Genomic DNA, 21606 nt, shown 5'->3' on the forward strand with positions numbered 1-21606 from the left:
TACCGTGCAGGTATGAGCGAACAGGCTGCCGACGTCACCCGTCTCGACGGCAAAGGCGACGACCAGTACGAGCACCACGGCGGGTTCCCCAAGTACGAGCCGGTGACACCCGGCCCGGACTGGCCGCGGTTCGTCGAGGGAATGCGCACGTTGCAGGACCTCGCGGTGTCGGTCGACGCCCCGGACGACGTGCTCACGCAGGCCGCGGACCAGGTGGAGAAGCTGGCCGAACTGCTCGGACCGTACGTCGTTCCCGAGGGGCGGTCGCCGGCGGGCCGCACGATCGAGTTGCCGGGCCGGGGGAGTCTCCTCATGCCGCCGTGGAATATCGAGAAGTTCGGGCCCGAGGGGGTGCGCAGCGCGGGCATGTTCCGGCGCTACCACCTCGGCGGCAACGGCGCCGCGCACGGCGGCACGCTGCCGCTGCTGTTCGACGACCTGATGGGCATGATCGTCCACGCGTACGGGCGGCCCATCAGCCGCACCGCCTACCTGCACGTGAACTACCGCGCGATCACACCGCTCGACACGCGTCTGACCGTCGAGGGCAGCGTCGACCGAGTGGAGGGTCGCAAGACGTTCATCACCGCACGGTTGATGCAGGACGACACGTTGCTCGCCGACTGCGAGGCCCTCATGCTCCAGTTGCTGCCCGGGCAGCCCTGACCTCGTGACGTCCCTGCCCTCCGTGGAGGAGGTCCTGGCCGACGCCGTCGTGGTGAGTCTGCCCATGCGCGTGCGGTTCCGCGGCATCACGACGCGAGAAGCGTTGCTGCTGCGGGGCCCCGCGGGGTGGGGCGAGTTCGCGCCGTTCCCCGAGTATGCGGACGACGAGGCGGCGCACTGGTTGCAGTCGGCGATCGAGGACGCCTGGCTGGGGCCGCCGCCCGCGGTGCGCACGCGGGTGCCGATCAACGCCACCGTCCCCGCCGTCGACGCCGCGCGGGTGCCCGCCCTGCTCGAGCGTTACCCCGGCGCGCGGACCGCGAAAGTGAAAGTGGCCGAACGTGGTCAGACCCTCGACGACGACGTCGCACGGGTGCGGGCGGTCCGCGCACTCGTTCCGAACGTGCGCGTCGACGCGAACGGGGGATGGTCGGTCGACGAGGCCGAGGCCGCGCTGCGGGCACTGACCGTCGACGGTCCGCTCGAATATGCCGAGCAGCCGTGCGCGACTGTGCCCGAATTGGTGGAGGTCCGCAGGCGGATGCCCGACGTGCGGGTGGCCGCCGACGAGAGCATCCGGCGCGCCGAGGATCCGCTGAAGGTCGTGCGGGCAGGCGGTGCCGACGTGGCCGTCGTGAAGGTCGCCCCGCTCGGGGGGATGCGGCGGCTGCTGTCGCTCGCGGACGAGTTGTCTTCGTACGGTGTGCCGGTGGTCGTGTCGAGCGCCTTGGACACCGCTGTCGGCATCGCCGCCGGTGTCGCCGCTGCCGCCGCCCTCCCCGAATTGCAGTTCGCGTGCGGTCTGGGTACCGGGGGACTCTTCGAGGCGGACGTGGCCCGCCCCCGCGAACCCGTCGACGGCGAACTCACCGTCGAAGCGGTGGTACCCGACGTCGAACGCGTCACGGCTCTCGCCGCGTCCGCGGAGCGTTCACGCTGGTGGATCGAGCGGGCACGCCGGTGCCATGGCCTGCTCGAACAACGCGGAGTCCGGTTTTTCGTATAGTGTCTGGCCGGACCTGATCGCTCAGTCAATACGGAGGCATTGAAAGTGGTTGCAGCTCTGAACGAAACCCTGCTCGACGAGTCGCGCGTTCCTGCGGTCATCGCAGACGTCCAGGCTCTCATCGACGCGGAGGTTTCGGACAAGTCGGGGGCTTCGGGACTGGCACTCAAGGGTGGATACGGCGCCGTCAAGAAGGTGGGACCGTCGATCGTGCCGGACGCCATCGAGGGCCTGCTGCCGGCATTCGTCACCAAGCTCGAGCCGTACTGGCAGGCCTTCACCGCCAGTGGTGAGGCCGGATTCTCCGAGTACCTGGTCGCGCGTGGCGACGAGGTCGCGGACTCGCTCCTCGGCGTGACCGACGAGCGCATCGCGGGCAGCGACCGCGGTGCTGTCAAGAAGGTGTACTCGTCGCTGCGTCCGTCGGCGAAGAAGAATGTGATCGAGGCACTTCCGCGTCTGGGCGCCCTCGTTCAGAAGCACGCCAACTGAGAAGCCGGGTGAGTGGCACGGCGCGCCCCGGGCGTGCCGTGCCACTCACCTGTGGTCAGTTGGCAGCGTGGCCGTGGCGCCAGTACCCGGTGAACGCGATATCGGACTTCGGGATGTGGCGCTCGTTCACGAGGTGGCGCCGCAACGCCGTCGTCAGCTCGCTCTCGCCGGCCACGAACGTGTAGGACGGCCCGGCCGGCAACTCCGCCTGTTTCACGGTGTTCAGCGCGAGCACTCCCGGACGGGCATCGGCGTCCTCGCGCACCAGCCAGTGCACGTTCACGCCGTCACCCACCGAAACCTCCTGAGCGTCTTCGGCATCGGGAATCTCGACGAACACTTCGGCCCGCAGGTCCCGCGGCGCCGACCGCAGGATCCCGACGATGGCGGGAAGCGCGCTCTCGTCACCGACGAGCAATTGCCACTGCGCATCCGGCGTCGGGTTGTAGATCAGCCCCTCGTCGAGGATTGCCACCTCGTCACCGGCCGCGGCCGAGTTCGCCCACGCCGACGCGGGACCGAGGTCGCCGTGCGAGGCGAAGTCGATGTCGATCTCGGTGGTGTCGCCGAACGTTCCCGTTCCCGCCACGCGGATCTCGCGGATCGTGTAGTTGCGCACGACCGGCCGGGTGTCCTTGGACATCAGCTTGTACTGCGCGTACCAGAGGTTGCTCGCGCTGGTCGGAAGCCGCAGCGTGCTCTGTCCCCGCTGGGGGATGAACATCCGGAACCACTGGTCGAACCCCATCGGGCTGACGCAGTCGAGTTCCTCGCCCGCGATGGTCACGCGGACGAAGTTCGGGCTGATCTGCTTGCCCGCGACGACGCGTGCGGACGCGATCCGGCGACTCCGAGGTTTGACGAACTTGCTGCGTTGAGCCATGGCGTTGGTTACTCCCCCGGTAGCGGTGCGATTTGTCAGGTAAGCCTAACCAATCGATCGGTCATGCGGGTCGATGCGGCCGGTCGAGCATCACGACCTTCGGCGGCAGACCCCACTCGTTGCGGCCGAGCCGGCTGAGCGGGGCGAGTTCCGCGAAGTCCGGAAGCCCGTCGTCGGCGAGCGCCTCGGGCCGCACCGCGACCGTGACGACGTCGCCCATCACCACGAACGAATCACCGACAGGTATCACCTGGTGCAGGGTGCACTCGATGGCGACCGGCGAACCCGCGACCCGCACGGGACGGACCCGCTCGCTGGGTTCGGTGTCGATGCCCAGCGCGGCGAACTCGTCGACCTCGCTGTCGAACGGGGCAGAGCTGGCGTTCACCGTCGAGATCAGCGGCTCCGTCGCCACGTTGATCACGAACTCTCCCGTCGCCTCGATATTGCGGAGGCTGTCCTTGCGGGTCACCGAGGTGAACTGCACCACCGGCGGGTGCGTGCTGGACACCGAGAAGAAGCTGTACGGGGCCAGGTTGGCCACCCCGTCCGCCGAGACGGTGGACACCCACGCGATCGGCCGGGGCACGATCGACGCGGTCAGCACCTGATACATGCGGTGTGGGGGAAGCTCGGCGGGATCGAAGACAGTGCGCATGCGTTCATGGTGTCAGCGCCCGCGATGTGGCCGTGAACTCACCCGGCGAGGTCGCCGGACGGACCTGCCGGAGTATCTGACACTCTTGATGTCGTGAACCCGTCCACTGCACAAGCCACCGCGGTCGTCGACGAACTGGTCCGCGGGGGAGTACGCGAGGTCGTGCTCTGCCCGGGTTCGCGCAACGCGCCGCTGGCGTTCGCCCTGCAGGCCGCCGACCTCGAGGGCCGGCTGCGTCTGCACATGCGCATCGACGAACGCACCGCGGGATTCCTCGCGCTCGGCCTGGCCGTGGCCGGCAAGCGCCCCGTCCCGATCGTCATGACGTCCGGCACCGCGGTCGCCAATCTCGGACCCGCGGTGCTCGAGGCGAACTACGCCCGGGTGCCGCTCGTGGTGCTCAGCGCCAACCGCCCGTACGAGATGCTCGGCACGGGCGCCAACCAGACCATCGAGCAACTCGGACTGTTCGGCAGCCAGGTGCGCGCAACCATCAGCCTGGGCCTGGCCGAGGACGACGCCGGGCAGAACAGCCAGTGGCGTTCGGCCGTGTGCCGGGTCCTCGCCGCAGCGCGCGGCACGAGGTCGGGCAACGCCGGTCCCGTGCACTTCGACATCCCGCTCCGGGAACCGCTCGTTCCCGACGTCCACGCGCAGGGCCCGGTCCCGCAGGGACGACCGGGTGGGGCGGCGTGGACCACCACCCAGCACGCGACCCTCGACGTGCCGATGGACCTCGACCTCACCCCCGACACCATCGTGATCTCCGGGCACGGGTCCGCGCTGCGGCCGGAACTCGCCGGACTTCCGACGGTCGCCGAGCCGACCGCGCCGCTGCACGGCATCCCGGTGCATCCGATGGCGTTGCCGCAGCTCAAACCGCGGCAGGCCGTCATCACCGGGCGCCCCACCCTCCACCGGTCCGTGTCGAAGGTCCTCGCCGATCCGTCGGTGGCCGTCTACGCGCTCACCACCGGCCCCCGCTGGCCCGACGTGTCCGGCAATGTGCTGGCCACCGGCACCCGCGCGGTCGTGTCCGGTGAACCCGACCGGGCCTGGATCAATCGGTGCCGCACGCTGTCCGAACACACCGACAAGGCGGTGCGCGCGCAGCTCGCCGCGCACCCGAAGGCGACGGGACTGCACGTGGCGGCCGCCGTCATGGACGCCCTGACCGACGGTGACCAGTTGCTGCTCGGGGCGTCCAACCCCGTGCGGGACGCCGCGCTCGTCAGCTATCCGGCGCCGAAGATCCGGGTGCTGTCCAACCGGGGTGTCGCCGGCATCGACGGCACCGTGTCCGCCGCCGTCGGGGCGGCCCTGGCCTACGAGGAGGGGCGGACGGTGGCCCTGCTCGGCGACCTCACGTTCCTGCACGACGCGTCCGGGCTGCTCATCGGTTCGGGCGAACCGCGGCCCCGGGACCTGACCATCGTGGTCGCCAACGACGACGGCGGCGGCATCTTCGAACTGCTCGAACAGGGCGATCCCCAGTACGCGGGGGTGTTCGAGCGGGTCTTCGGCACCCCGCACGGGATGGATCTCGCCGCACTCTGCGCTGCCTACCGGGTGGAGCATCACCTGGTGGGGCTGGGTGAGCTGTCGACGCGGCTGAGCGCGCCGGAGGCGCCCGGCGACCGCGGCATCCGGGTGCTCGAGGTGACCACCGAACGTTCCGGGCTGCGCGAACTGCACGCCGCGGTGCGGGCACAACTGTGAATGCGCGGGTGTCGCGGCGCGTCCAGCGGGGGGTGCTGGTGACGGCGATCGGCATCTCGGTCCTCGCAATCCTCCTCGTGCTGGCCGCCTGGCGCAACGACCACACCATCCAATCCGACCGGGGCGTGGCCACGGCGGAGGTGCTGTCGGCGGGATCGCTGCGGTCCGCCATCAGCTTCGTCACGCCCGACGGGGTGACGCACAACCCCGAACTGGGCGTGCTGTACCCGACCAAGCTCACGGTGGGGCAGCGGATCGACGTCGAGTACGCGCGCAGCGACCCCGACCTGGTGCGGGTGTCCGGACGCGACGCCAGCGTGGCCGTCGTCCCCGCCGGTTCGCTGATCGTCGTGACCTGGCTGATCGCGGGACCGGTGATCTGGTACCTGCGGCGGCGGGAGAGTTCGGCGGAGGCCCAGCCGGCAGTGTCATCCTGAGTTTCCCGGAACTTCGCGCGACGGTCACGTCGATCTCGCTGCTGTGACCACGAGCACTGCCACGCTGAGCGCGTGAGAGTAGCCATCGTCGCGGAATCGTTTCTTCCCAACATGAACGGTGTGACCAACTCGGTGCTGCGGGTCCTCGACCACCTCCAGCGCACCGGACACCAGGCGATGGTCGTCGCCCCGGACACGGTCGGATCGCTGACGTCCGCGCCGACCGAACACGACGGTGTGCCGGTCCACCGGGTGCCCGCGGTGATGGTGCCGAAGGTCAGTTCACTCCCGGTCGGTCTGCCGCAGCCCGGACTCACCGCCGCGCTGCGGGCGTTCGACCCCGACGTCGTGCATCTGGCGTCGCCGTTCCTCCTCGGGGCGGGCGGGCTCGGTGCGGCGCACCGGCTCGACGTCCCCACCGTCGCGGTGTACCAGACGGACGTGGCGGGTTTCGCCGAGAGCTACGGCCTCGGCATCACCAGCCGTGCGGCGTGGGCCTGGACGCGTCGCATCCACCGGGGCTGCACCCGCACCCTCGCGCCGTCCACGTCGGCGGTCGAGGCGCTCGCCGAGCAGAGGATTCCGAGGGTCCACCGCTGGGCCCGCGGCGTGGAGACCGCTCGGTTCGCGCCGTCCCGCCGCAGCACCGGTCTGCGGGACTCCTGGCTGGACGGTTCGGACCGGCTGGTCGTCGGATTCGTGGGCAGGCTCGCACCCGAGAAACACGTCGAGCGGCTCGCCGCACTCGCCGGCGACCAGCGGGTCCGGCTGGTGATCGTCGGCGACGGTCCGGAGCGGGCGCGCCTGCAGCGGTTGATGCCCGATGCGGTGTTCACCGGTCAGCTCGGCGGTGTGGAGCTGGCCGAGGCCTACGCGAGCCTGGACGTCTTCGTCCACCCGGGCGAGCACGAGACGTTCTGCCAGGCGGTGCAGGAGGCGCTGTCCAGCGGGGTGCCGGTGATCGGACCGGATGCCGGGGGACCGCGCGATCTGGTCGCGCACTGCCGCAACGGCTACCTGCTTCCGGTCGACCGGTTCGGCGAACTGCTGCCGAGCGCCGTCGAGGCGCTGTGCGACCGCCGCATGCGGGCCCGCTTCGGGGAGGCCGCCCGGCAGTCGGTGCTGCACCGCACGTGGCCCGCGATCTGCGACGAGCTGCTGGGCCACTACGCGGCGGTCGTCGGCGGGGAGGGCTTTCGCGAGACGCGAGCGGCCTGACCACCGCATCGATACCGGTGGGGAATTCGAGAGGTCGTCTCGTGGTTGCCCGGAGTATGGCCAAGTACAAGACTGTCAATCCCGCGACCGGTGAAACCCTCCGGGAATTCACGACCTTGGACGATGCAGGAGTGGAGTCGGCGCTCTCCCGCGCCCACAACGGATATCTCGACTGGCGGACGACCCCCGCCGAGGAACGCGCCCGGGTCCTGAGCCGAACCGCCGATCTCTACGCGGAACGTGAAGACGAACTGGCGCGGATGATCGCCCTCGAGATGGGCAAACCCGTCCGCGAGGCCAAAGGCGAAGTCAAGCTCTCCTCGGCGATCTACCGCTACTACGCGGACAACGGCCCCGCACTGCTCGAGGCGGAACGGCTCGACGTGCCGGGCGCGGACGAATCCGTGGTCTACCGCAGGCCGATCGGTGCGCTCGTCGGCGTGATGCCGTGGAACTACCCGTACTACCAGGTCGCACGCTTCACGGCGCCGAACCTCATGCTCGGCAACACCGTGCTGCTCAAGCACGCCCCGAACTGTCCGCAGTCGGCACTGCTGATGGAGGAGATCTTCCGGCAGGCCGGTCTCCCCGAGGATGCGTACATCAACGTGTTCGCCACCAACGAGCAGATCGCCGACATGATTGCGGATCCGCGTGTCCAGGGCGTCTCCCTCACCGGCAGTGAGCGGGCCGGGACCAGCGTCGCCGAGACGGCGGGCCGCAACCTCAAGAAGGTGGTGCTCGAGCTCGGCGGGTCCGACGTGTTCGTCGTCCTGGACACCAACGACATGGACGCCACGGTGAAGACCGCGACCCGTGCCCGCCTGTCCAACGCGGGCCAGGCCTGCAACTCGCCCAAGCGATTCATCGTGACCGAGCCGAACTACGACGAGTTCGTCTCGAAGCTCGCCGAGTCGTTCAAGGCCACCCCGACCGGCGATCCGCTCGACGCGAAGACCGTCCTCGGGCCGCTGTCCTCGCAGAGCGCCGCGGATTCGCTGATCGAGCAGATCGAGGACGCCGTCGCCAAGGGTGCGACGCTCCTCGCGGGCGGGAAGAAGATCGACGGCCCCGGCTCGTACGTCGAACCGACACTGCTCGTCGACGTGACCCCCGAGATGCGGGCGTACAGCGAGGAACTGTTCGGACCGGTCGGCGTCGTCTACAAGGTCGCCACCGCCGATGAAGCCGTGGAACTCGCCAACTCCTCCTCATACGGGCTCAGCGGTTCGGTGTGGAGCACCGACCTCGACGGGGCGCGGGAAGTCGCCGACCGGCTCGACGTCGGCATGGCCTTCGTCAACGAACACGGCACGACGCTTCCCGGGTTGCCGTTCGGTGGCGTCAAGCGCTCCGGCGTCGGCCGCGAACTCGGTCCGTGGGGGATGGACGAATTCGTCAACAAGAAGCTGGTGCGGGTCTCCAAGAAGTAACCGCCTCGCCCCCGCGCCCGGCGCCGACATCGGCGCCGGGCGCGGTTGGTAGCGTTTCGGACGTGGCAACTACACACGGTTCGCGGGCGTCGCTCGAAAAGGATCCGCACGAGGTCGCGTCGATGTTCGACGGCGTCGCGAAGCGCTACGACCTCACCAACACGATCCTGTCGTTCGGTCAGGACCGCAGCTGGCGCAAGGCGACGCGCTCGGCCCTGGCACTGAAGCCGGGGGAGCGCGTTCTCGACCTCGCGGCGGGGACCGGCGTGTCGACGGTCGAACTCGGACGGTCGGGTGCGTGGTGTGTGGCCACCGACTTCTCCAAGGGGATGCTGCAGGCAGGCAGCGGGCGCCACGTCCCGATGGTCGCGGGCGACGCCATGCACCTGCCCTACGCCGACGCCGTGTTCGACGCCGCAACCATCTCCTTCGGGCTGCGCAACGTCTCCGACTTCGACGCCGGTCTCCGCGAGATCGCCCGCGTCACCAAGCCCGGCGGACGCCTCGTCGTGAGCGAGTTCTCGACCCCGGTGTTCGGGCCGTTCCGCACGGTTTACATGGAGTACCTGATGAGGGCGCTGCCGCGGGTCGCGCGCGCCGTCAGCAGCAACCCCGACGCCTACGTGTACCTCGCGGAATCGATCCGCGCCTGGCCGACCCAGCAAGAACTCGCGCTGCGCATCGAGGCGGCCGGATGGCGGAACGTGCAGTGGCGCAACCTCACCGGCGGTGTGGTGGCCCTGCACCGCGCCACCCGCTGAACCTCAGCCGAACAGCGGCCGCGAGTCGACCTTCGTCGACAGCAGACCGGACGCCCGCCACGCGCGGGCGGTGAGGTCGCTGTCCTCCTCGGTGACGAGGTTGCCCATGACCCGGACCGCGATGGTCATCAGCGCACGGGACCGCATCGCCACCGGACCGGAGGCGGGCAGAACCCGGGGGACGGTCAGCAGTCCGGCGAGTCGCCGCGCCACGGAGAACGCCCGGCCGTACCGCTCCCGGAGGATCGCGGGCCACAGCTCCGTCAGGTCGTCGGAGTCGAGGATCTCCGCGACCAGGCGCCCCCCTTCGAGCCCGTAGTCGATGCCCTCGCCGTTCAGCGGATTCACGCACGCCGCTGCGTCGCCGATGATCGCCCAGTTCCGGCCCGCGATGTGCGACACCGCACCGCCCATCGGCAGCAACGCCGACGCGACCGCGCGCAGCTCGCCGTCCCACTTCCACTCGTCGCGCCGCTGCGCCGTGTACAGGTCGAGCAGCGGTCGCAGCGCACCCGGGGCCGGACGTTTGGCGGTGGCGAGGGTGCCGACGCCGATGTTCACCTCTCCGGTGCCGAGGGGGAACACCCAGCCGTAGCCCGACTGCAGCGTCCCCGCACCGTCCCGCAGTTCGAGGTGCGAGGTGATCCACGGGTCGGCGCTGCGGTCGGTGGCGATGTACGCGCGGGCCGCAACACCGTATGCCGTGTCCCGGTGCCATTCACGGCCCAGCTGCTTGCCCAGCGTGGACCGGACGCCGTCCGCGACGATCAGCGTCCGGCAGCCGATGGTGTGGGCTCCGTCGGAGGTCTTCAGGGCCACCGCCGTCACCCGGTCGCCGTCCCGTTCGACTCCGATCGCCTTGGCGCCCTGCACCATGACGGCCCCCGCGTCGACGGCGGTCGCACGGATCCTGTCGTCCAGCTCGGTGCGGGCCACCGCGCTGCCGACGGCCGGGAACGACCGTCCCGGCCACTCGAGTTCGAGCTCCTGGCCGAACCCGCTGAGCCTCAGCCCGCGGTTGGTCCCCTTCGACCGCACCCAGTCGCCGAGACCCAGATGATCGAGCTCGGCGACGGCACGCGGGGTGAGTCCGTCGCCACATGTCTTGTCACGGGGAAACACCGCCGCGTCGGCGAGCACCACGTCACGTCCGGCGCGCGCCGCCCACGCGGCAGCCGAGGAACCGGCCGGACCAGCACCGATGACCAGGACATCGGTGGCGGTGGGAAGCGGGGATCCCGCGGGCGACTGTTCTGCTGCGACCACACCTACATCCTGTCAGGCTTCGCTATGCGACCGCGGCGAGGCCGACGGGCAGCGGAACCGCTAGGTTCACTACCGTGGTAGCCGAGCCGCCACCGACGGCGCGGGAACCGAGCCGTCACTGACGACAGGAATGGGTACTGAGAACGTGAGCACCGAGGGCGCAGCACACACCGCTGCCGACGCTGTAGTGGGCACTACGGTCGCCGGGATCGATCTCGGCGACCCGCAGCTCGCTGCCACGGTCCGTGAAGGACTGAAGCAAGTCGAGGAACTGCTGGTCAGTGAGCTCTCCGACGGGGAGGACTTCCTCACGGAGGCGGCGTTGCATCTCGCGAAGGCGGGCGGCAAGCGTTTCCGCCCGCTGTTCACGGTGCTCACCGCCCAGCTCGGACCGAAGGCCTCCGACCCGTCGGTGGTCACGGCGGCCACCGTCGTCGAGCTGGTCCACCTCGCCACGCTGTACCACGACGACGTGATGGACGAGGCGTCGATGCGCCGCGGTGCACCCAGCGCGAACTCGCGGTGGGGCAACAGCGTTGCGATCCTCGCCGGCGACTATCTGTTCGCGCACGCGTCCCGTCTCGTCTCGACGCTGGGACCCGAGGCGGTGCGCATCATCGCCGAGACGTTCGCCGAACTCGTCACCGGCCAGATGCGCGAGACGATCGGGCTTCGCGGCGAGCAGGATCCGGTCGAGCACTACCTCAAGGTCGTGTGGGAGAAGACGGGCTCGCTCATCGCGGCGTGCGGACGCTTCGGCGGCACGTTCTCCGGCGCGGACGCCGACCACGTGAAGCGGCTCGAACGCCTCGGCGACGCCGTGGGCACCGCTTTCCAGATCTCCGACGACATCATCGACATCTCCTCGGTGTCCGCGCAGTCCGGCAAGACACCCGGAACCGACCTGCGTGAGGGCGTCCACACGCTGCCCGTCCTGTACGCACTGCGCGACGAGGGACCCGACGCCGATCGCCTCCGGGTGCTCCTCGACGGCCCCGTCACCAACGACGACGACGTCGCGGAGGCGCTCGCGCTCCTCGAACGGTCGCCAGGCATGGCCGCCGCCAAGGCGAAGCTGGAGCAGTTCGCGGTCCAGGCGCGCGCGCAGCTCGCCGAACTGCCGCAGGGCCCCGCCAACGACGCCCTCGTGAAGCTCGTCGATTACACGATCGAGCGCGTCGGCTGAGCCGTATCGTCAGTACCTGAACACGTCTTCACCCGATTCTCGTCGTCCGTGCGGGAACCGTCCCGCCACCGTGTTTCGTTGAATGATCAAGATCCCGAAACTCGGGTGACGTGATCGGGTGACAACGACAAGGAAGGCGTGACGTGCGCTACGCAAACGGGGCGAAGACTCTGGTTCTGTTGGTCGGCATGTCGGCGCTGATCGTGTTCATCGGCGCGTTGTTCCGCAACCCCACCATCCTGCTGCTGGCGATCGTGTTCGCGGTGGGAATGAACGCGTACGTGTACTTCAACAGCGACAAGATGGCGCTCAAGGCCATGCACGCCCAGCCGATCACCGAGGTGCAGGCGCCGGTCATCTACCGCATCGTCCGGGAACTGGCCACCACTGCGCACCAGCCGATGCCGCGGCTCTACATCAGCCCCACGTCCGCGCCCAACGCGTTCGCCACCGGGCGCAGTCCGCGCCACGCCGCGGTGTGCGTCACGAGCGGCATTCTGCAGATCCTCAACGAACGAGAGTTGCGGGCCGTGCTCGGACACGAGCTGTCGCACGTCTACAACCGCGACATCCTGATTTCCTCCGTCGCCGGCGCCATGGCCGCCGTCGTGTCGGGACTTGCGAACTTCGCCATGTTCGCCAACATGTTCGGCGGACGCGGCGGGGGACAGGGCGCCAACCCGATCGCGCTGCTGCTGGTGTCGCTGCTCGGACCCATCGCCGCGACCGTCGTCAAACTCGCGGTGTCGCGGTCCCGGGAGTACCAGGCCGACCAGTCGGGCGCAGAACTCACCGGAGACCCCCTGGCGCTGGCGTCCGCGCTGCGGAAGCTGGAGCAGGGCACCCAGGCTGCGCCGCTGCCGCCGGAGCCTCAGCTCGCCGCGCAGTCGCACCTGATGATCGCCAACCCCTTCCGCACCGGCGAGAAGATGAGCCGGATGTTCTCCACCCACCCGCCGATGGCCGACCGGATCGAGCGGCTCGAGCGGATGGCGGGGATGTAGGCGGCTTCGCCGCCCGTGCGTGGTCAACGAGTGCAAGGACTCGTCAACCGCGCACGGGCGCGGAGCGCCTCTACCGGTAGTTCACGAACTGCAGCGCGATCCCGAAGTCCTCGCCCTTGAGCAGGGAGATGACGGCCTGCAGGTCGTCGCGCTTCTTGCTGCTCACCCGCAGTTCGTCGCCCTGGATCTGCGCCTTGACGCCCTTGGGGCCCTCGTCGCGGATCTTCTTGGTGATCTTCTTGGCGTTCTCCGTGGTGATGCCCTGGACGAGGCTGCCCGACAGCTTGTAGATCTTTCCGGACTGCGCCGGCTCGCCCGCGTCGAACGCCTTCAGTGAGATGTCACGCCGGATCAGTTTCTCCTTGAACACGTCCAGGGCGGCGAGCAGTCGCTCCTCGGTGTCGGCCGTCAGGGTGATGGTTTCCTCGCCGGACCATTCGATCGATGCTCCCGTGTTTCGGAAGTCGAACCGGGTCGACAGCTCCTTGCCGGCCTGATGCAGGGCGTTGTCCACCTCTTGACGCTCCACCTTGCTCACCACATCGAAGGACGAATCAGCCACTTCACACTCCCGGTTTCGTCTAGTTCTCCCCGCCGCGACCCGGCCGGGGGCCCGCCGAATGCCGGCGAGCAGATTCGACGCTATCGGTTCGCAACCGCCCGTATCCACCCGGTTTGCAAAACGGGGGGCCGTTCGTTGTATTCTTCTTTCCGCAGCGGAGAGCGATTTCGCACAGATTTCGCGCTCCTCGTGCAACCCCGGCAGATTGCCCGAGCGGCCAATGGGAGCGGACTGTAAATCCGTCGGCTTATGCCTACGTAGGTTCGAATCCTACATCTGCCACACACAGAACCCCGGTGAGCGACAGCTCACCGGGGTTCTGTCGTTCGTGGCCGGGACCGGTTGTCCGGCCGGCACCCCGGTCTACGTGGGTTTGCCGACCCGAACTGTCGGGTGCAGCGACATACGAAAGCCGCTGACCAGGCAATTTGGTTCTGGACGCGAACTCTGTGTAATCTCGTCAAGGCTTCAGCGCGCAGCGATGTGCGAGCGAAGCACGCCCCCTTAGCTCAGTCGGCAGAGCGTTTCCATGGTAAGGAAAAGGTCAACGGTTCGATTCCGTTAGGGGGCTCGCTGGATTGAAGTGGAGCGCCTAGTGCGCGACACTCGACACCGAGGCGGTGTAGCTCAGTTGGTAGAGCAAACGACTCATAATCGTTGCGTCGCCGGTTCAAGTCCGGTCACCGCTACACAATATGCATGATCCACCCTGATTGTTCGTAATCAGATTCACCCGAAAGAAGGCATCCCGTGGCCTCCTCGACTGACGTTCGGCCCAAGATCACTTTGGCCTGCGAGGTATGCAAGCACCGCAACTACATCACCAAGAAGAATCGGCGCAACGACCCCGATCGCCTGGAGCTCAAGAAGTTCTGCCCGAACTGCGGAACTCACCAGTCGCATCGCGAGTCCAAGTAACACGGTCCGGAACTAGGACTGCGTTCGCGAAGGGAGTCCTCTAGGCTGCCCTCACGCGCTGACGCCAAGGGTAGAAGAGGTTCTTTCGCGTGACTGACACTGTGACAGAGACAGAGGCATACGTGCCCGAGGCTGTTCCTGCTGATCCTGCCGCGCACGCACTGGCAATGGTCGGGCACCACTACCGCGTCGACGACTTCTACGAGGTCGGACGCGAGAAGGTTCGCGAGTACGCGCGTGCCGTGCAGGACTGGCACCCCGCTCACCACGACGAGGAAGCCGCGAAGGGCCTCGGCTACGACGGTCTCCTCGCTCCTCTGACGTTCATCTCGCTCGTCGGCATCATCGCCCAGGGACGTCTCTTCAAGGAGATCGTCACGGGCTACGACCCGAGCCAGATTCTCCAGACCGATCAGCGGCTCGAGTTCCACAAGCCGATCAAGGTCGGCGACCGCCTGGTCTGTGACGTGTACCTGGAGTCGTTCCGTCAGATGGGCGGCAGCGACATCATCGTCACCAAGAACATCGTCACCGATCAGTACGACGAACTGGTCCAGACCACGTGGACGACGCTCGTCGCGCGCACCGGTGGCGAGGTCGACGAGAACATCGCTCACGCAGTCAAGGACGTGATCATGCATGGCGCTTCGTAAGTTCGAGGACGTCTCGGTGGGTGAAGAACTCCCCGAGCGCATCGTGAAGCTCACGCGTGGCGACCTGGTCAACTACGCGGGCGTGTCCGGCGATCCCAACCCGATCCACTGGAGCGACGAGGTCGTCAAGCTTGCCGGTCTGGACAACGTGATCGCGCACGGAATGCTCACCATGGGTCTCGGCGGCGGCTTCGTCACGTCGTGGCTCGGCGATCCGGGTGCCGTCAAGGAATACAACGTTCGTTTCACGAGCTCGGTCTACGTCCGCGAGGACGAGGCCGCGCAGGTCGAGTACACCGGTAAGGTGAAGTCGCTCGACGAAGAAAGCAAGACAGCAGTAGTCGCGATCGTGGCGCGTTCCGAGGGAAAGAAGATCTTCGGTCGCGCCACCGCAACGGTCCGTCTGGCCTGACAGCCGGGTGGATTGGGTTTGTTCCGGGGCTTTGAAGTACACTGAGATTTCTGGGATTACTCAGCGCTGCGCGCTGCCCTACGGTGCTGTACGGCCGGCAAGGGTGGCGCGCGTGTCATGTAATCACAGAGAGGTCGGTCAAGAATTGGTCCGAGGCTAGTTTCGGACCAGGTCTCCCGACCAAAGGGGCGTAGCTCAACTGGCAGAGCAGCGGTCTCCAAAACCGCAGGTTGCAGGTTCAAGTCCTGTCGCCCCTGCCCCCGGATGCCAGCGACTGAGAGGAACGACGTGAGCGAGGAGCGCGCCAAGCGCGACGGCGACACTTCAGGGTCGACGCGCCCGGACGGTGCCGACGACACCGCGGCCGACGCAACCACCACGCGTTCCGCCACTCCTTCGGGAAAGCCCAGCGGTAAGCGCCAGGGCCGTCGTTCGCAGGCAGGTACCGAAGTCGCCGCGAGTTCCGTGAAGTCACCGGAACTCTCGAAGTCGGACACGACCACCAAGGTCAGGCCGGCAAAGAAGGATCGCGCCGACAAGCCGCGCAAGGAAAACATCTTCAAGCGCCTGCGCCGGTTCCTCCGCGAGGTCATCGCCGAGCTGCGCAAGGTCATCTGGCCCAATCGCAAGCAGATGATCACCTACACCAGCGTCGTCCTGGTCTTCGTGGTGTTCATGGTGACGTTCATCGGCGTGCTGGATCTGGTGGTCATCAAAGGCGTCACCTGGTTGTTCGGTTGACGGAATCCGCCCCGGTGGATCCGAAGTATGTGAGTGACGAGAGGAAGCGAGTGCCCCAGTGAGCACCCCCGAGAACGACACGAATGAGGCTTTGGCCGAAGAGCGTGTTTCTGCCGAGGCGGCAGCCGAAGTGGATGTCGAGGCTGCCGCCGAGGGCACCGAAGCCGCGGAAATCGTCGGTGACGACGGTGCAGAGGACGCCCCGGCCGACGAGATCGTCGAGGACGAGGCGACCGCCGAAGAGGCTGTGACCGCTGACGAGGCTGTGTCCGCCGACGAGGCAGTGACGGCCGAAGAGCCCGAGGACCCCGTTGCGGAACTCAAGGCCGCTCTGCGTCGCGCACCCGGTGACTGGTACGTCATCCACTCCTACGCGGGTTACGAGAACAAGGTCAAGGCCAACCTCGAGACCCGTGTCCAGAACCTCGACGTCGGCGATTACATCTTCCAGGTGGAAGTTCCCACCGAAGAGGTCACCGAGATCAAGAACGGACAGCGCAAGCAGGTCAACCGCAAGGTTCTGCCCGGCTACATCCTGGTCCGCATGGATCTCAACGACGAGTCTTGGGGAGCTGTGCGCAACACGCCCGGCGTCACCGGATTCGTCGGTGCGACGTCGCGCCCGTCCCCGCTTACCCTCAACGAGGTGATCAAGTTCCTGCTCCCGCAGCAGGAGCAGAAGAAGCAGGCCGCCGCGGCAACCGTCTCGGCAGGCGAGACCGGCGGAGAAAGCTTCGCGAAGCCGCTCATCGAGGTCGACTTCGAGGTCGGCGAGTCGGTCACCGTCATGGACGGCCCGTTCGCCACGCTGCCCGCCAGCATCAGCGAGGTCAACGCCGAGCAGCAGAAGCTCAAGGTCCTGGTCTCGATCTTCGGTCGCGAGACCCCGGTCGAGTTGTCCTTCACGCAGGTCGCGAAGATCTAGCGCCACATACTTGCACTGCAGTAGCAAGAAACACACCCAGCAAGAATTAGGAAATCGAGATGCCCCCCAAGAAGAAGAAGCTCGCAGGGCTCATCAAGCTTCAGATCCAGGCCGGTCAGGCTAACCCTGCACCGCCCGTGGGTCCCGCGCTTGGTCAGCACGGCGTGAACATCATGGAATTCTGCAAGGCCTACAACGCGGCGACTGAGTCCCAGCGCGGCAACGTGGTGCCGGTCGAGATCTCGGTCTACGAAGACCGGACCTTCGATTTCAAGCTGAAGACCCCTCCGGCTGCCAAGCTGCTGCTCAAGGCTGCAGGCGTGCAGAAGGGCTCCGGCGAGCCGCACAAGACCAAGGTCGCTTCCGTGACCATGGATCAGGTGCGCGAGATCGCGAAGACCAAGCAGGAAGACCTCAACGCGAACGACATCGAGCAGGCCGCGAAGATCATCGCCGGCACCGCACGCTCGATGGGTATCACGGTCGACGGCTGAGTCAGCCCTGATCGATCGGCGGCACCGTCGTCGGCGATCGACTGATGGCACCGCCGTCGAAGAAAGCGTGGGAGGGCCGGCCAGGCCCAGACCACTACTGAACCATTCACCATCGCAGACAAGACACACACTGCGGTGAGAAGTTAGGACAGAAGAAATGGCAAAGCGCAGCAAGGCGTATCTCGCCGCCGCTGAGAAGATCGACTTCGACAAGCTATACAGCCCGCTGCAGGCTGCGAAGCTGGCGAAGGAGACGTCGTCGAGCAAGATGGACGCGACCGTCGAGGTTGCAGTCCGCCTGGGCGTCGACCCCCGCAAGGCGGACCAGATGGTCCGCGGCACGGTCAACCTGCCGCACGGCACCGGTAAGACCGCCCGCGTCATCGTGTTCGCAGTCGGAGAGAAGGCCGCCGAGGCCGAGGCAGCTGGAGCCGACGCCGTCGGTGCCGAGGACCTCATCGAGCGGATCCAGGGTGGATGGCTCGATTTCGACGCCGCCATCGCGACTCCCGATCAGATGGCCAAGGTCGGCCGCATCGCCCGCGTCCTCGGACCGCGTGGCCTGATGCCGAACCCGAAGACCGGCACCGTGACGGCTGACGTCACGAAGGCTGTCGCGGACATCAAGGGCGGAAAGATCAACTTCCGCGTCGACAAGCAGGCCAACCTGCACTTCGTGATCGGCAAGGCGTCGTTCGACGACGCCAAGCTGGTGGAGAACTACGGCGCCGCGCTGGACGAGATCCTGCGTGCGAAGCCGTCCTCTGCGAAGGGCCGCTACGTCAAGAAGGTCACCGTTTCGACCACCACCGGCCCGGGCATCCCGGTGGACCCGAACCGCACCCGCAACCTTCTCGAGGATGCCGACGCGTAAGTCACGCTTCACACAGTTCGGCCGGTACGGAAATCTCCCGTACCGGCCGAACTGCTTTTTCCGGGATCAGTCTTCGTCGCCCGTGCCCGATTCGGACTTCTTCCGCCACGCCAGCATCACGGAATCCGTGCGTGCCGGCGCCCAGGGCATGAAGATCGCGACGACGACCGCGCAGACCACCACCGCGCCCGCCGCGACGAGCGACGCAGTGTGCGACCCCTGCAACACCGTCGTCTTCATGGTGAGGATGAGATTTTCACGCTGCTGTTCGAGGAACGGCGGGATCTCCCGATTCCGGATCTCGAGCACACTCAGGACCGTCGCACGCGCGAAGCCCTTCTCGTCGTCGTTCATCAATGTGGCAGGAATCCTGTCGAGCACCGGACTTATCGTCGTCGCGTAGTACGACGCGACGATCGATCCGAGCACGGCGACACCCAGCGTTCCACCGATTTCCCTCGTCGTGTCGTTCACGGCGGAGCCTGCTCCTGCCTCGTCGAGAGGCAGCGATGCCATGATCGACTCGGTGGCGGGCCCCTGCACGATGGCCAAGCCGAGCGCCATCGACACCATCGACGGGAGGACGTCCGTCAGGTAGCTGCTGTCGACGGCCACCTGACCGCCGAGGTACAGCCCGACACCGGTGAGGAGGAGGCCGAACACGATGACCGGGGTCGTCCCGACTCGCTGCGCCAGAAGTGTGGCGACGGGGGCGCCGACCGCCACCGACACCGCGAACGGCAGCGACGCGACACCGAACTCGAACGGCGTGTACTCCCGGACGCCCTGGAAGTACTGCGTGATGAGGAACAGGAAGCCGAACATCGAGAAGTACCCGATGGCGATCGCGAGGGCGGGCAGGGAGAACCTGCGGTTGCGGAACAGCCGCAGGTCGAGGATCGGGTGCTCGGTGCGCAGTTCCCAGAGGACGAACCCGACCAGGACCGCGATCGACACGGCGATGGCGCCGACGGTGACGGACGACGTCCACCCGTGGTGAGGGGCCTCGATGATGGCCCACACGAGGACGGTGATTCCGGTGATCGAGGCGGCGATTCCGACGAGGTCCATGCGTCCGATGACGGAGGCGCGTGATTCCGGCACCAGGAGCAGCGTCGCTGCTGCCACGACCACCGCAATCGGAACATTGATCCAGAAGACGGAGTGCCAGCTGAAATGCTCGAGCAGCCACCCGCCGGCCATCGGCCCGATGGCGATCGCGAATCCGGCCATCGCAGTCCAGGCGGCGATGGCCAGCGCCCGTTCGCGGACGTCGGTGAAGATGTTGATGACGAGGGCGAGGGTCGCGGGGAAGACTGCGGCCGCGAAGACACCCATCGCCGCGCGGGCCGCGATGACCTGCCCCAGACTCTCGGCGTTGGCGCCGGCGATCGACATGACGGCGACGCCGATCAGCCCGATGACCATGACGCGTCGACGACCGTAGCGGTCGCCGAGGTTGCCGAATGCCAGGAGCAGGCCCGCGAACGTCAGCGTGTAGGCGTCGACGACCCACTGCAGGCCGCTGACACTGGTGCGGAGTTCGACACCGATCGACGGGAGAGCGACGTTGACGATGGTGTTGTCGAGCACGACCAGCAGTTCGGCCAGGCAGATCACGGCGAGCGCGAGGAAGCGGCGTGTCCGGGATCCGGTCGCGACGGCCCGGGCTTCGAGGATTGTCATGAGGAAAAGCTAACTCATATCTGTTACGTCTCGTAACAGATAATGGGAGCAGCTGCAGTCTGATGAACCACACCCCCGCATGCCGAGTGACGCCGGTCACTATGACGGTCGGGGTCCGGCCGCGATTTGGCGGTTGTGCAGGCCATGCCGTAATCTGTCCTGCGGAGTTCAATGCAGTAATTGAACTTCACCCCAAATCATGTTCTACCCAAGACCGTTGGTGATCACTCCCGCAAGGGTGTGATTGAAAGTCCGGGAATGTCCGGCGGCCCACGCAGGAGGACGAGGTAGGGGGATGCGTATCGGTTGTGGGCTCGCGCCCTGACCGTATCGTTTCCTTTCACGCCCCGTGTGCCCTGCACCGGGGCGTTTTGCATGTCGTGGATTGTGTGCTCCGGGATTCCGGCGGTGCGCAGCGGTTCCGAAGTGGGATAACGACTGTCATGAGAGGAGGCGAAGTATGGCAAAGCCTGAGAAGGTTTCCGCGGTTGCGGAGATCACCGAGCAGTTCAAGGGTTCGACCGCTGCTGTGATCACGGAATACCGTGGTCTGACGGTGGGCAACATCACGACACTGCGACGCGCTCTCGGAGAAGGTGCCACCTACTCCGTCGCCAAGAACACCCTGGTCAAGCGTGCCGCTGCTGAAGCGGGCGTCGAGGGCCTTGATGACCTTTTCGTCGGTCCGACCGCCATTGCATTCATCAAGGGCGAGCCCGTCGATGCTGCGAAGGCTCTGAAGAACTTCGCTAAGGACAACAAGGCGCTCATCATCAAGGGCGGCTACATGGACGGCGCTGCGCTGTCCGTGGACGAGGTCAACAAGATCGCGGACCTCGAGTCCCGCGAGATCCTGTTGGCCAAGCTTGCCGGCGCGATGAAGGGCAACTTGGCAAAGGCCGCAGGCCTGTTCAACGCTCCTGCTTCGCAGGTGGCCCGACTGGCTGCTGCACTGCAGGAAAAGAAGGCCGCAGAAGGCGGAGCTGCCGAAGCTCCCGCCGAGGCTGCAGCCGAAAGCTGATCCGCACCCGCGCATCACTGCTATAACCCCGCCCGGTCGCGGATCAGCGACATGGGACTTACAGGAAGGACCGCCACAATGGCGAAGCTCAGCACCGAAGAGTTGTTGGACCAGTTCAAGGAGCTCACCCTCCTCGAGCTCTCGGAGTTCGTGAAGGCATTCGAGGAGACCTTCGAGGTCACCGCCGCTGCCCCGGTCGCCGTTGCCGCTGCAGGCGGAGCACCGGCTGCCGCCGAGGCTGCTGAGGAGCAGGACGAGTTCGACGTCGTCCTCGAGTCGGCCGGCGACAAGAAGATCCAGGTCATCAAGGTCGTCCGTGAGGTCGTTTCCGGCCTCGGCCTGAAGGAAGCCAAGGACCTCGTCGAGGGTGCTCCGAAGGCGATCCTGGAGAAGGTTGCCAAGGACGCGGCCGACGCCGCCAAGGAGAAGCTCGAGGCTGCCGGCGCGAAGATCACCGTCAAGTAAGACGGTCTCTTCCGCGCTGCTCACCGAGCAGACGAAGAGGGCCACTCCCCATCCGTGGGGAGTGGCCCTCTTTTTGCGTCCGCGGACGGCTTCGGAGTGTCGAGATTCCTGGCCGAAAGCTGGACG

The 21606-nt window shown here is 67.0% G+C and carries 24 protein-coding genes and 4 tRNA genes; 23 read left to right on the top strand and 5 right to left on the bottom strand.

The window, feature by feature from the left end; all coding sequences use genetic code 11:
• Nucleotides 1–12: 12 nt before the first annotated feature.
• Genes JVH1_RS27275 through JVH1_RS27285 form a run of 3 tightly spaced genes read left to right on the top strand, consistent with a single transcriptional unit; the run spans nucleotide 13 to nucleotide 2164 of the window.
• Nucleotides 13–666 (top strand): PaaI family thioesterase, encoded by a 654-nt coding sequence (locus JVH1_RS27275; protein ID WP_009474682.1) that lies wholly within the window; start codon nucleotides 13–15, stop codon nucleotides 664–666.
• A gap of 4 nt (nucleotides 667–670) precedes the next feature.
• Nucleotides 671–1672, top strand: coding sequence for an o-succinylbenzoate synthase (locus tag JVH1_RS27280; protein ID WP_011594872.1), 1002 nt, complete (start codon nucleotides 671–673; stop codon nucleotides 1670–1672).
• Nucleotides 1673–1717: 45 nt separating this feature from the next.
• Nucleotides 1718–2164 carry a hypothetical protein gene (locus tag JVH1_RS27285; protein WP_009474680.1) on the top strand — a complete coding sequence of 149 codons (447 nt, stop codon included), beginning with the start codon at nucleotides 1718–1720 and terminating at the stop codon, nucleotides 2162–2164.
• A 55-nt stretch (nucleotides 2165–2219) separates the two neighbouring features.
• Here the strand turns inward: JVH1_RS27285 and JVH1_RS27290 are convergent, their stop codons facing one another.
• Together JVH1_RS27290 and JVH1_RS27295 are read right to left on the bottom strand one after the other, a co-directional pair.
• Nucleotides 2220–3047, bottom strand: a complete 828-nt coding sequence (locus JVH1_RS27290) for a siderophore-interacting protein (RefSeq protein WP_009474679.1) — start codon at nucleotides 3045–3047, stop codon at nucleotides 2220–2222.
• Nucleotides 3048–3108: 61 nt separating this feature from the next.
• Nucleotides 3109–3705 (bottom strand): flavin reductase family protein, encoded by a 597-nt coding sequence (locus tag JVH1_RS27295; protein WP_009474678.1) that lies wholly within the window; start codon nucleotides 3703–3705, stop codon nucleotides 3109–3111.
• Between the two features lie 93 nt (nucleotides 3706–3798).
• Here JVH1_RS27295 and menD point away from each other — a divergent pair, with 93 nt between their 5' ends.
• The 5 genes from menD to JVH1_RS27320 all read left to right on the top strand — a co-directional run bounded on the left by menD (nucleotide 3799) and on the right by JVH1_RS27320 (nucleotide 9273).
• Nucleotides 3799–5424 (top strand): 2-succinyl-5-enolpyruvyl-6-hydroxy-3-cyclohexene-1-carboxylic-acid synthase, encoded by a 1626-nt coding sequence (menD, locus tag JVH1_RS27300; protein WP_009474677.1) that lies wholly within the window; start codon nucleotides 3799–3801, stop codon nucleotides 5422–5424.
• A complete protein-coding gene (locus tag JVH1_RS27305; protein ID WP_009474676.1) occupies nucleotides 5421–5861 on the top strand; it encodes a DUF3592 domain-containing protein in 441 nt (146 codons plus the stop codon). Before menD ends, JVH1_RS27305 begins: the two co-directional genes overlap by 4 nt.
• 72 nt (nucleotides 5862–5933) lie before the next feature.
• Nucleotides 5934–7079: a glycosyltransferase family 1 protein gene (locus JVH1_RS27310; protein ID WP_009474675.1), complete on the top strand. Its 1146-nt coding sequence runs from the start codon at nucleotides 5934–5936 to the stop codon at nucleotides 7077–7079.
• Between the two features lie 56 nt (nucleotides 7080–7135).
• Nucleotides 7136–8512 (top strand): NAD-dependent succinate-semialdehyde dehydrogenase, encoded by a 1377-nt coding sequence (locus JVH1_RS27315; protein WP_009474674.1) that lies wholly within the window; start codon nucleotides 7136–7138, stop codon nucleotides 8510–8512.
• Nucleotides 8513–8574: 62 nt separating this feature from the next.
• Entirely contained in the window at nucleotides 8575–9273 is a 699-nt protein-coding gene (locus JVH1_RS27320; RefSeq protein ID WP_009474673.1) for a demethylmenaquinone methyltransferase, read from the top strand.
• 3 nt (nucleotides 9274–9276) lie between these two features.
• On the opposite strand, the gene JVH1_RS27325 is transcribed toward JVH1_RS27320, so the two are convergent.
• Nucleotides 9277–10539 carry a geranylgeranyl reductase family protein gene (locus tag JVH1_RS27325; RefSeq protein ID WP_009474672.1) on the bottom strand — a complete coding sequence of 421 codons (1263 nt, stop codon included), beginning with the start codon at nucleotides 10537–10539 and terminating at the stop codon, nucleotides 9277–9279.
• Between the two features lie 130 nt (nucleotides 10540–10669).
• Between JVH1_RS27325 and JVH1_RS27330 the strand changes: the two genes are divergently transcribed.
• Entirely contained in the window at nucleotides 10670–11725 is a 1056-nt protein-coding gene (locus tag JVH1_RS27330; RefSeq protein ID WP_009474671.1) for a polyprenyl synthetase family protein, read from the top strand.
• Nucleotides 11726–11868: 143 nt separating this feature from the next.
• Complete coding sequence (gene htpX, locus JVH1_RS27335; protein ID WP_005252087.1) at nucleotides 11869–12729, top strand: zinc metalloprotease HtpX; 861 nt, start codon at nucleotides 11869–11871, stop codon at nucleotides 12727–12729.
• A gap of 70 nt (nucleotides 12730–12799) precedes the next feature.
• Here the strand turns inward: htpX and JVH1_RS27340 are convergent, their stop codons facing one another.
• Nucleotides 12800–13291: a YajQ family cyclic di-GMP-binding protein gene (locus JVH1_RS27340; RefSeq protein ID WP_007298080.1), complete on the bottom strand. Its 492-nt coding sequence runs from the start codon at nucleotides 13289–13291 to the stop codon at nucleotides 12800–12802.
• 199 nt (nucleotides 13292–13490) lie between these two features.
• Here JVH1_RS27340 and JVH1_RS27345 point away from each other — a divergent pair.
• The 11 genes from JVH1_RS27345 to rplA all read left to right on the top strand — a co-directional run bounded on the left by JVH1_RS27345 (nucleotide 13491) and on the right by rplA (nucleotide 18308).
• Nucleotides 13491–13573, top strand: a tRNA-Tyr gene (locus JVH1_RS27345).
• 216 nt (nucleotides 13574–13789) lie between these two features.
• A tRNA-Thr gene (locus JVH1_RS27350) sits at nucleotides 13790–13862 on the top strand.
• A 45-nt stretch (nucleotides 13863–13907) separates the two neighbouring features.
• A tRNA-Met gene (locus JVH1_RS27355) sits at nucleotides 13908–13980 on the top strand.
• A 61-nt stretch (nucleotides 13981–14041) separates the two neighbouring features.
• Entirely contained in the window at nucleotides 14042–14209 is a 168-nt protein-coding gene (gene rpmG, locus JVH1_RS27360) for a 50S ribosomal protein L33 (RefSeq protein WP_003941903.1), read from the top strand.
• A gap of 89 nt (nucleotides 14210–14298) precedes the next feature.
• Entirely contained in the window at nucleotides 14299–14862 is a 564-nt protein-coding gene (hadA, locus tag JVH1_RS27365; protein ID WP_009474668.1) for a (3R)-hydroxyacyl-ACP dehydratase subunit HadA, read from the top strand.
• The gene (gene hadB / locus JVH1_RS27370) at nucleotides 14849–15274 is read left to right on the top strand and encodes a (3R)-hydroxyacyl-ACP dehydratase subunit HadB (RefSeq protein ID WP_005252091.1); all 426 of its coding nucleotides are present in this window, start codon (nucleotides 14849–14851) and stop codon (nucleotides 15272–15274) included. The genes hadA and hadB overlap by 14 nt, the downstream gene beginning before the upstream one ends.
• A 184-nt stretch (nucleotides 15275–15458) precedes the next feature.
• Nucleotides 15459–15531, top strand: a tRNA-Trp gene (locus JVH1_RS27375).
• Between the two features lie 31 nt (nucleotides 15532–15562).
• A complete protein-coding gene (secE, locus tag JVH1_RS27380) occupies nucleotides 15563–16015 on the top strand; it encodes a preprotein translocase subunit SecE (protein WP_009474667.1) in 453 nt (150 codons plus the stop codon).
• A gap of 58 nt (nucleotides 16016–16073) precedes the next feature.
• Nucleotides 16074–16940 carry a transcription termination/antitermination protein NusG gene (gene nusG, locus JVH1_RS27385; protein WP_009474666.1) on the top strand — a complete coding sequence of 289 codons (867 nt, stop codon included), beginning with the start codon at nucleotides 16074–16076 and terminating at the stop codon, nucleotides 16938–16940.
• A gap of 59 nt (nucleotides 16941–16999) precedes the next feature.
• Entirely contained in the window at nucleotides 17000–17434 is a 435-nt protein-coding gene (gene rplK / locus JVH1_RS27390; protein ID WP_005252095.1) for a 50S ribosomal protein L11, read from the top strand.
• Between the two features lie 157 nt (nucleotides 17435–17591).
• Entirely contained in the window at nucleotides 17592–18308 is a 717-nt protein-coding gene (gene rplA, locus JVH1_RS27395; protein ID WP_005252097.1) for a 50S ribosomal protein L1, read from the top strand.
• 66 nt (nucleotides 18309–18374) lie between these two features.
• On the opposite strand, the gene JVH1_RS27400 is transcribed toward rplA, so the two are convergent.
• Entirely contained in the window at nucleotides 18375–19994 is a 1620-nt protein-coding gene (locus JVH1_RS27400) for an MFS transporter (protein WP_009474665.1), read from the bottom strand.
• Between the two features lie 460 nt (nucleotides 19995–20454).
• Here JVH1_RS27400 and rplJ point away from each other — a divergent pair, with 460 nt between their 5' ends.
• Both rplJ and rplL read left to right on the top strand, forming a co-directional pair.
• Nucleotides 20455–21015 carry a 50S ribosomal protein L10 gene (gene rplJ, locus JVH1_RS27405; protein WP_005252102.1) on the top strand — a complete coding sequence of 187 codons (561 nt, stop codon included), beginning with the start codon at nucleotides 20455–20457 and terminating at the stop codon, nucleotides 21013–21015.
• Nucleotides 21016–21093: 78 nt separating this feature from the next.
• Complete coding sequence (gene rplL / locus JVH1_RS27410; protein ID WP_005252104.1) at nucleotides 21094–21480, top strand: 50S ribosomal protein L7/L12; 387 nt, start codon at nucleotides 21094–21096, stop codon at nucleotides 21478–21480.
• Nucleotides 21481–21606 lie beyond the last annotated feature (126 nt).

The sequence above is a fragment of the Rhodococcus sp. JVH1 genome, assembly GCF_000280725.2.
In the GTDB taxonomy this organism is placed as follows: Bacteria; Actinomycetota; Actinomycetes; order Mycobacteriales; family Mycobacteriaceae; genus Rhodococcus_F; species Rhodococcus_F jostii_A.

Excerpts from the sequence above, each read along its gene's own strand:
- JVH1_RS27275 (WP_009474682.1), top strand. The coding sequence starts at position 13 with ATGAGCGAACAGGCTGCCGACGTCACCCGTCTCGACGGCAAAGGCGAC.
- JVH1_RS27290 (WP_009474679.1), bottom strand. The coding sequence starts at position 3,047 with ATGGCTCAACGCAGCAAGTTCGTCAAACCTCGGAGTCGCCGGATCGCG.
- JVH1_RS27295 (WP_009474678.1), bottom strand. The coding sequence starts at position 3,705 with ATGCGCACTGTCTTCGATCCCGCCGAGCTTCCCCCACACCGCATGTAT.
- JVH1_RS27315 (WP_009474674.1), top strand. The coding sequence starts at position 7,136 with ATGGCCAAGTACAAGACTGTCAATCCCGCGACCGGTGAAACCCTCCGG.
- JVH1_RS27330 (WP_009474671.1), top strand. The coding sequence starts at position 10,670 with ATGGGTACTGAGAACGTGAGCACCGAGGGCGCAGCACACACCGCTGCC.
- hadB (WP_005252091.1), top strand. The coding sequence starts at position 14,849 with ATGGCGCTTCGTAAGTTCGAGGACGTCTCGGTGGGTGAAGAACTCCCC.
- rplK (WP_005252095.1), top strand. The coding sequence starts at position 17,000 with ATGCCCCCCAAGAAGAAGAAGCTCGCAGGGCTCATCAAGCTTCAGATC.
- rplA (WP_005252097.1), top strand. The coding sequence starts at position 17,592 with ATGGCAAAGCGCAGCAAGGCGTATCTCGCCGCCGCTGAGAAGATCGAC.
- JVH1_RS27400 (WP_009474665.1), bottom strand. The coding sequence starts at position 19,994 with ATGACAATCCTCGAAGCCCGGGCCGTCGCGACCGGATCCCGGACACGC.
- rplJ (WP_005252102.1), top strand. The coding sequence starts at position 20,455 with ATGGCAAAGCCTGAGAAGGTTTCCGCGGTTGCGGAGATCACCGAGCAG.
- rplL (WP_005252104.1), top strand. The coding sequence starts at position 21,094 with ATGGCGAAGCTCAGCACCGAAGAGTTGTTGGACCAGTTCAAGGAGCTC.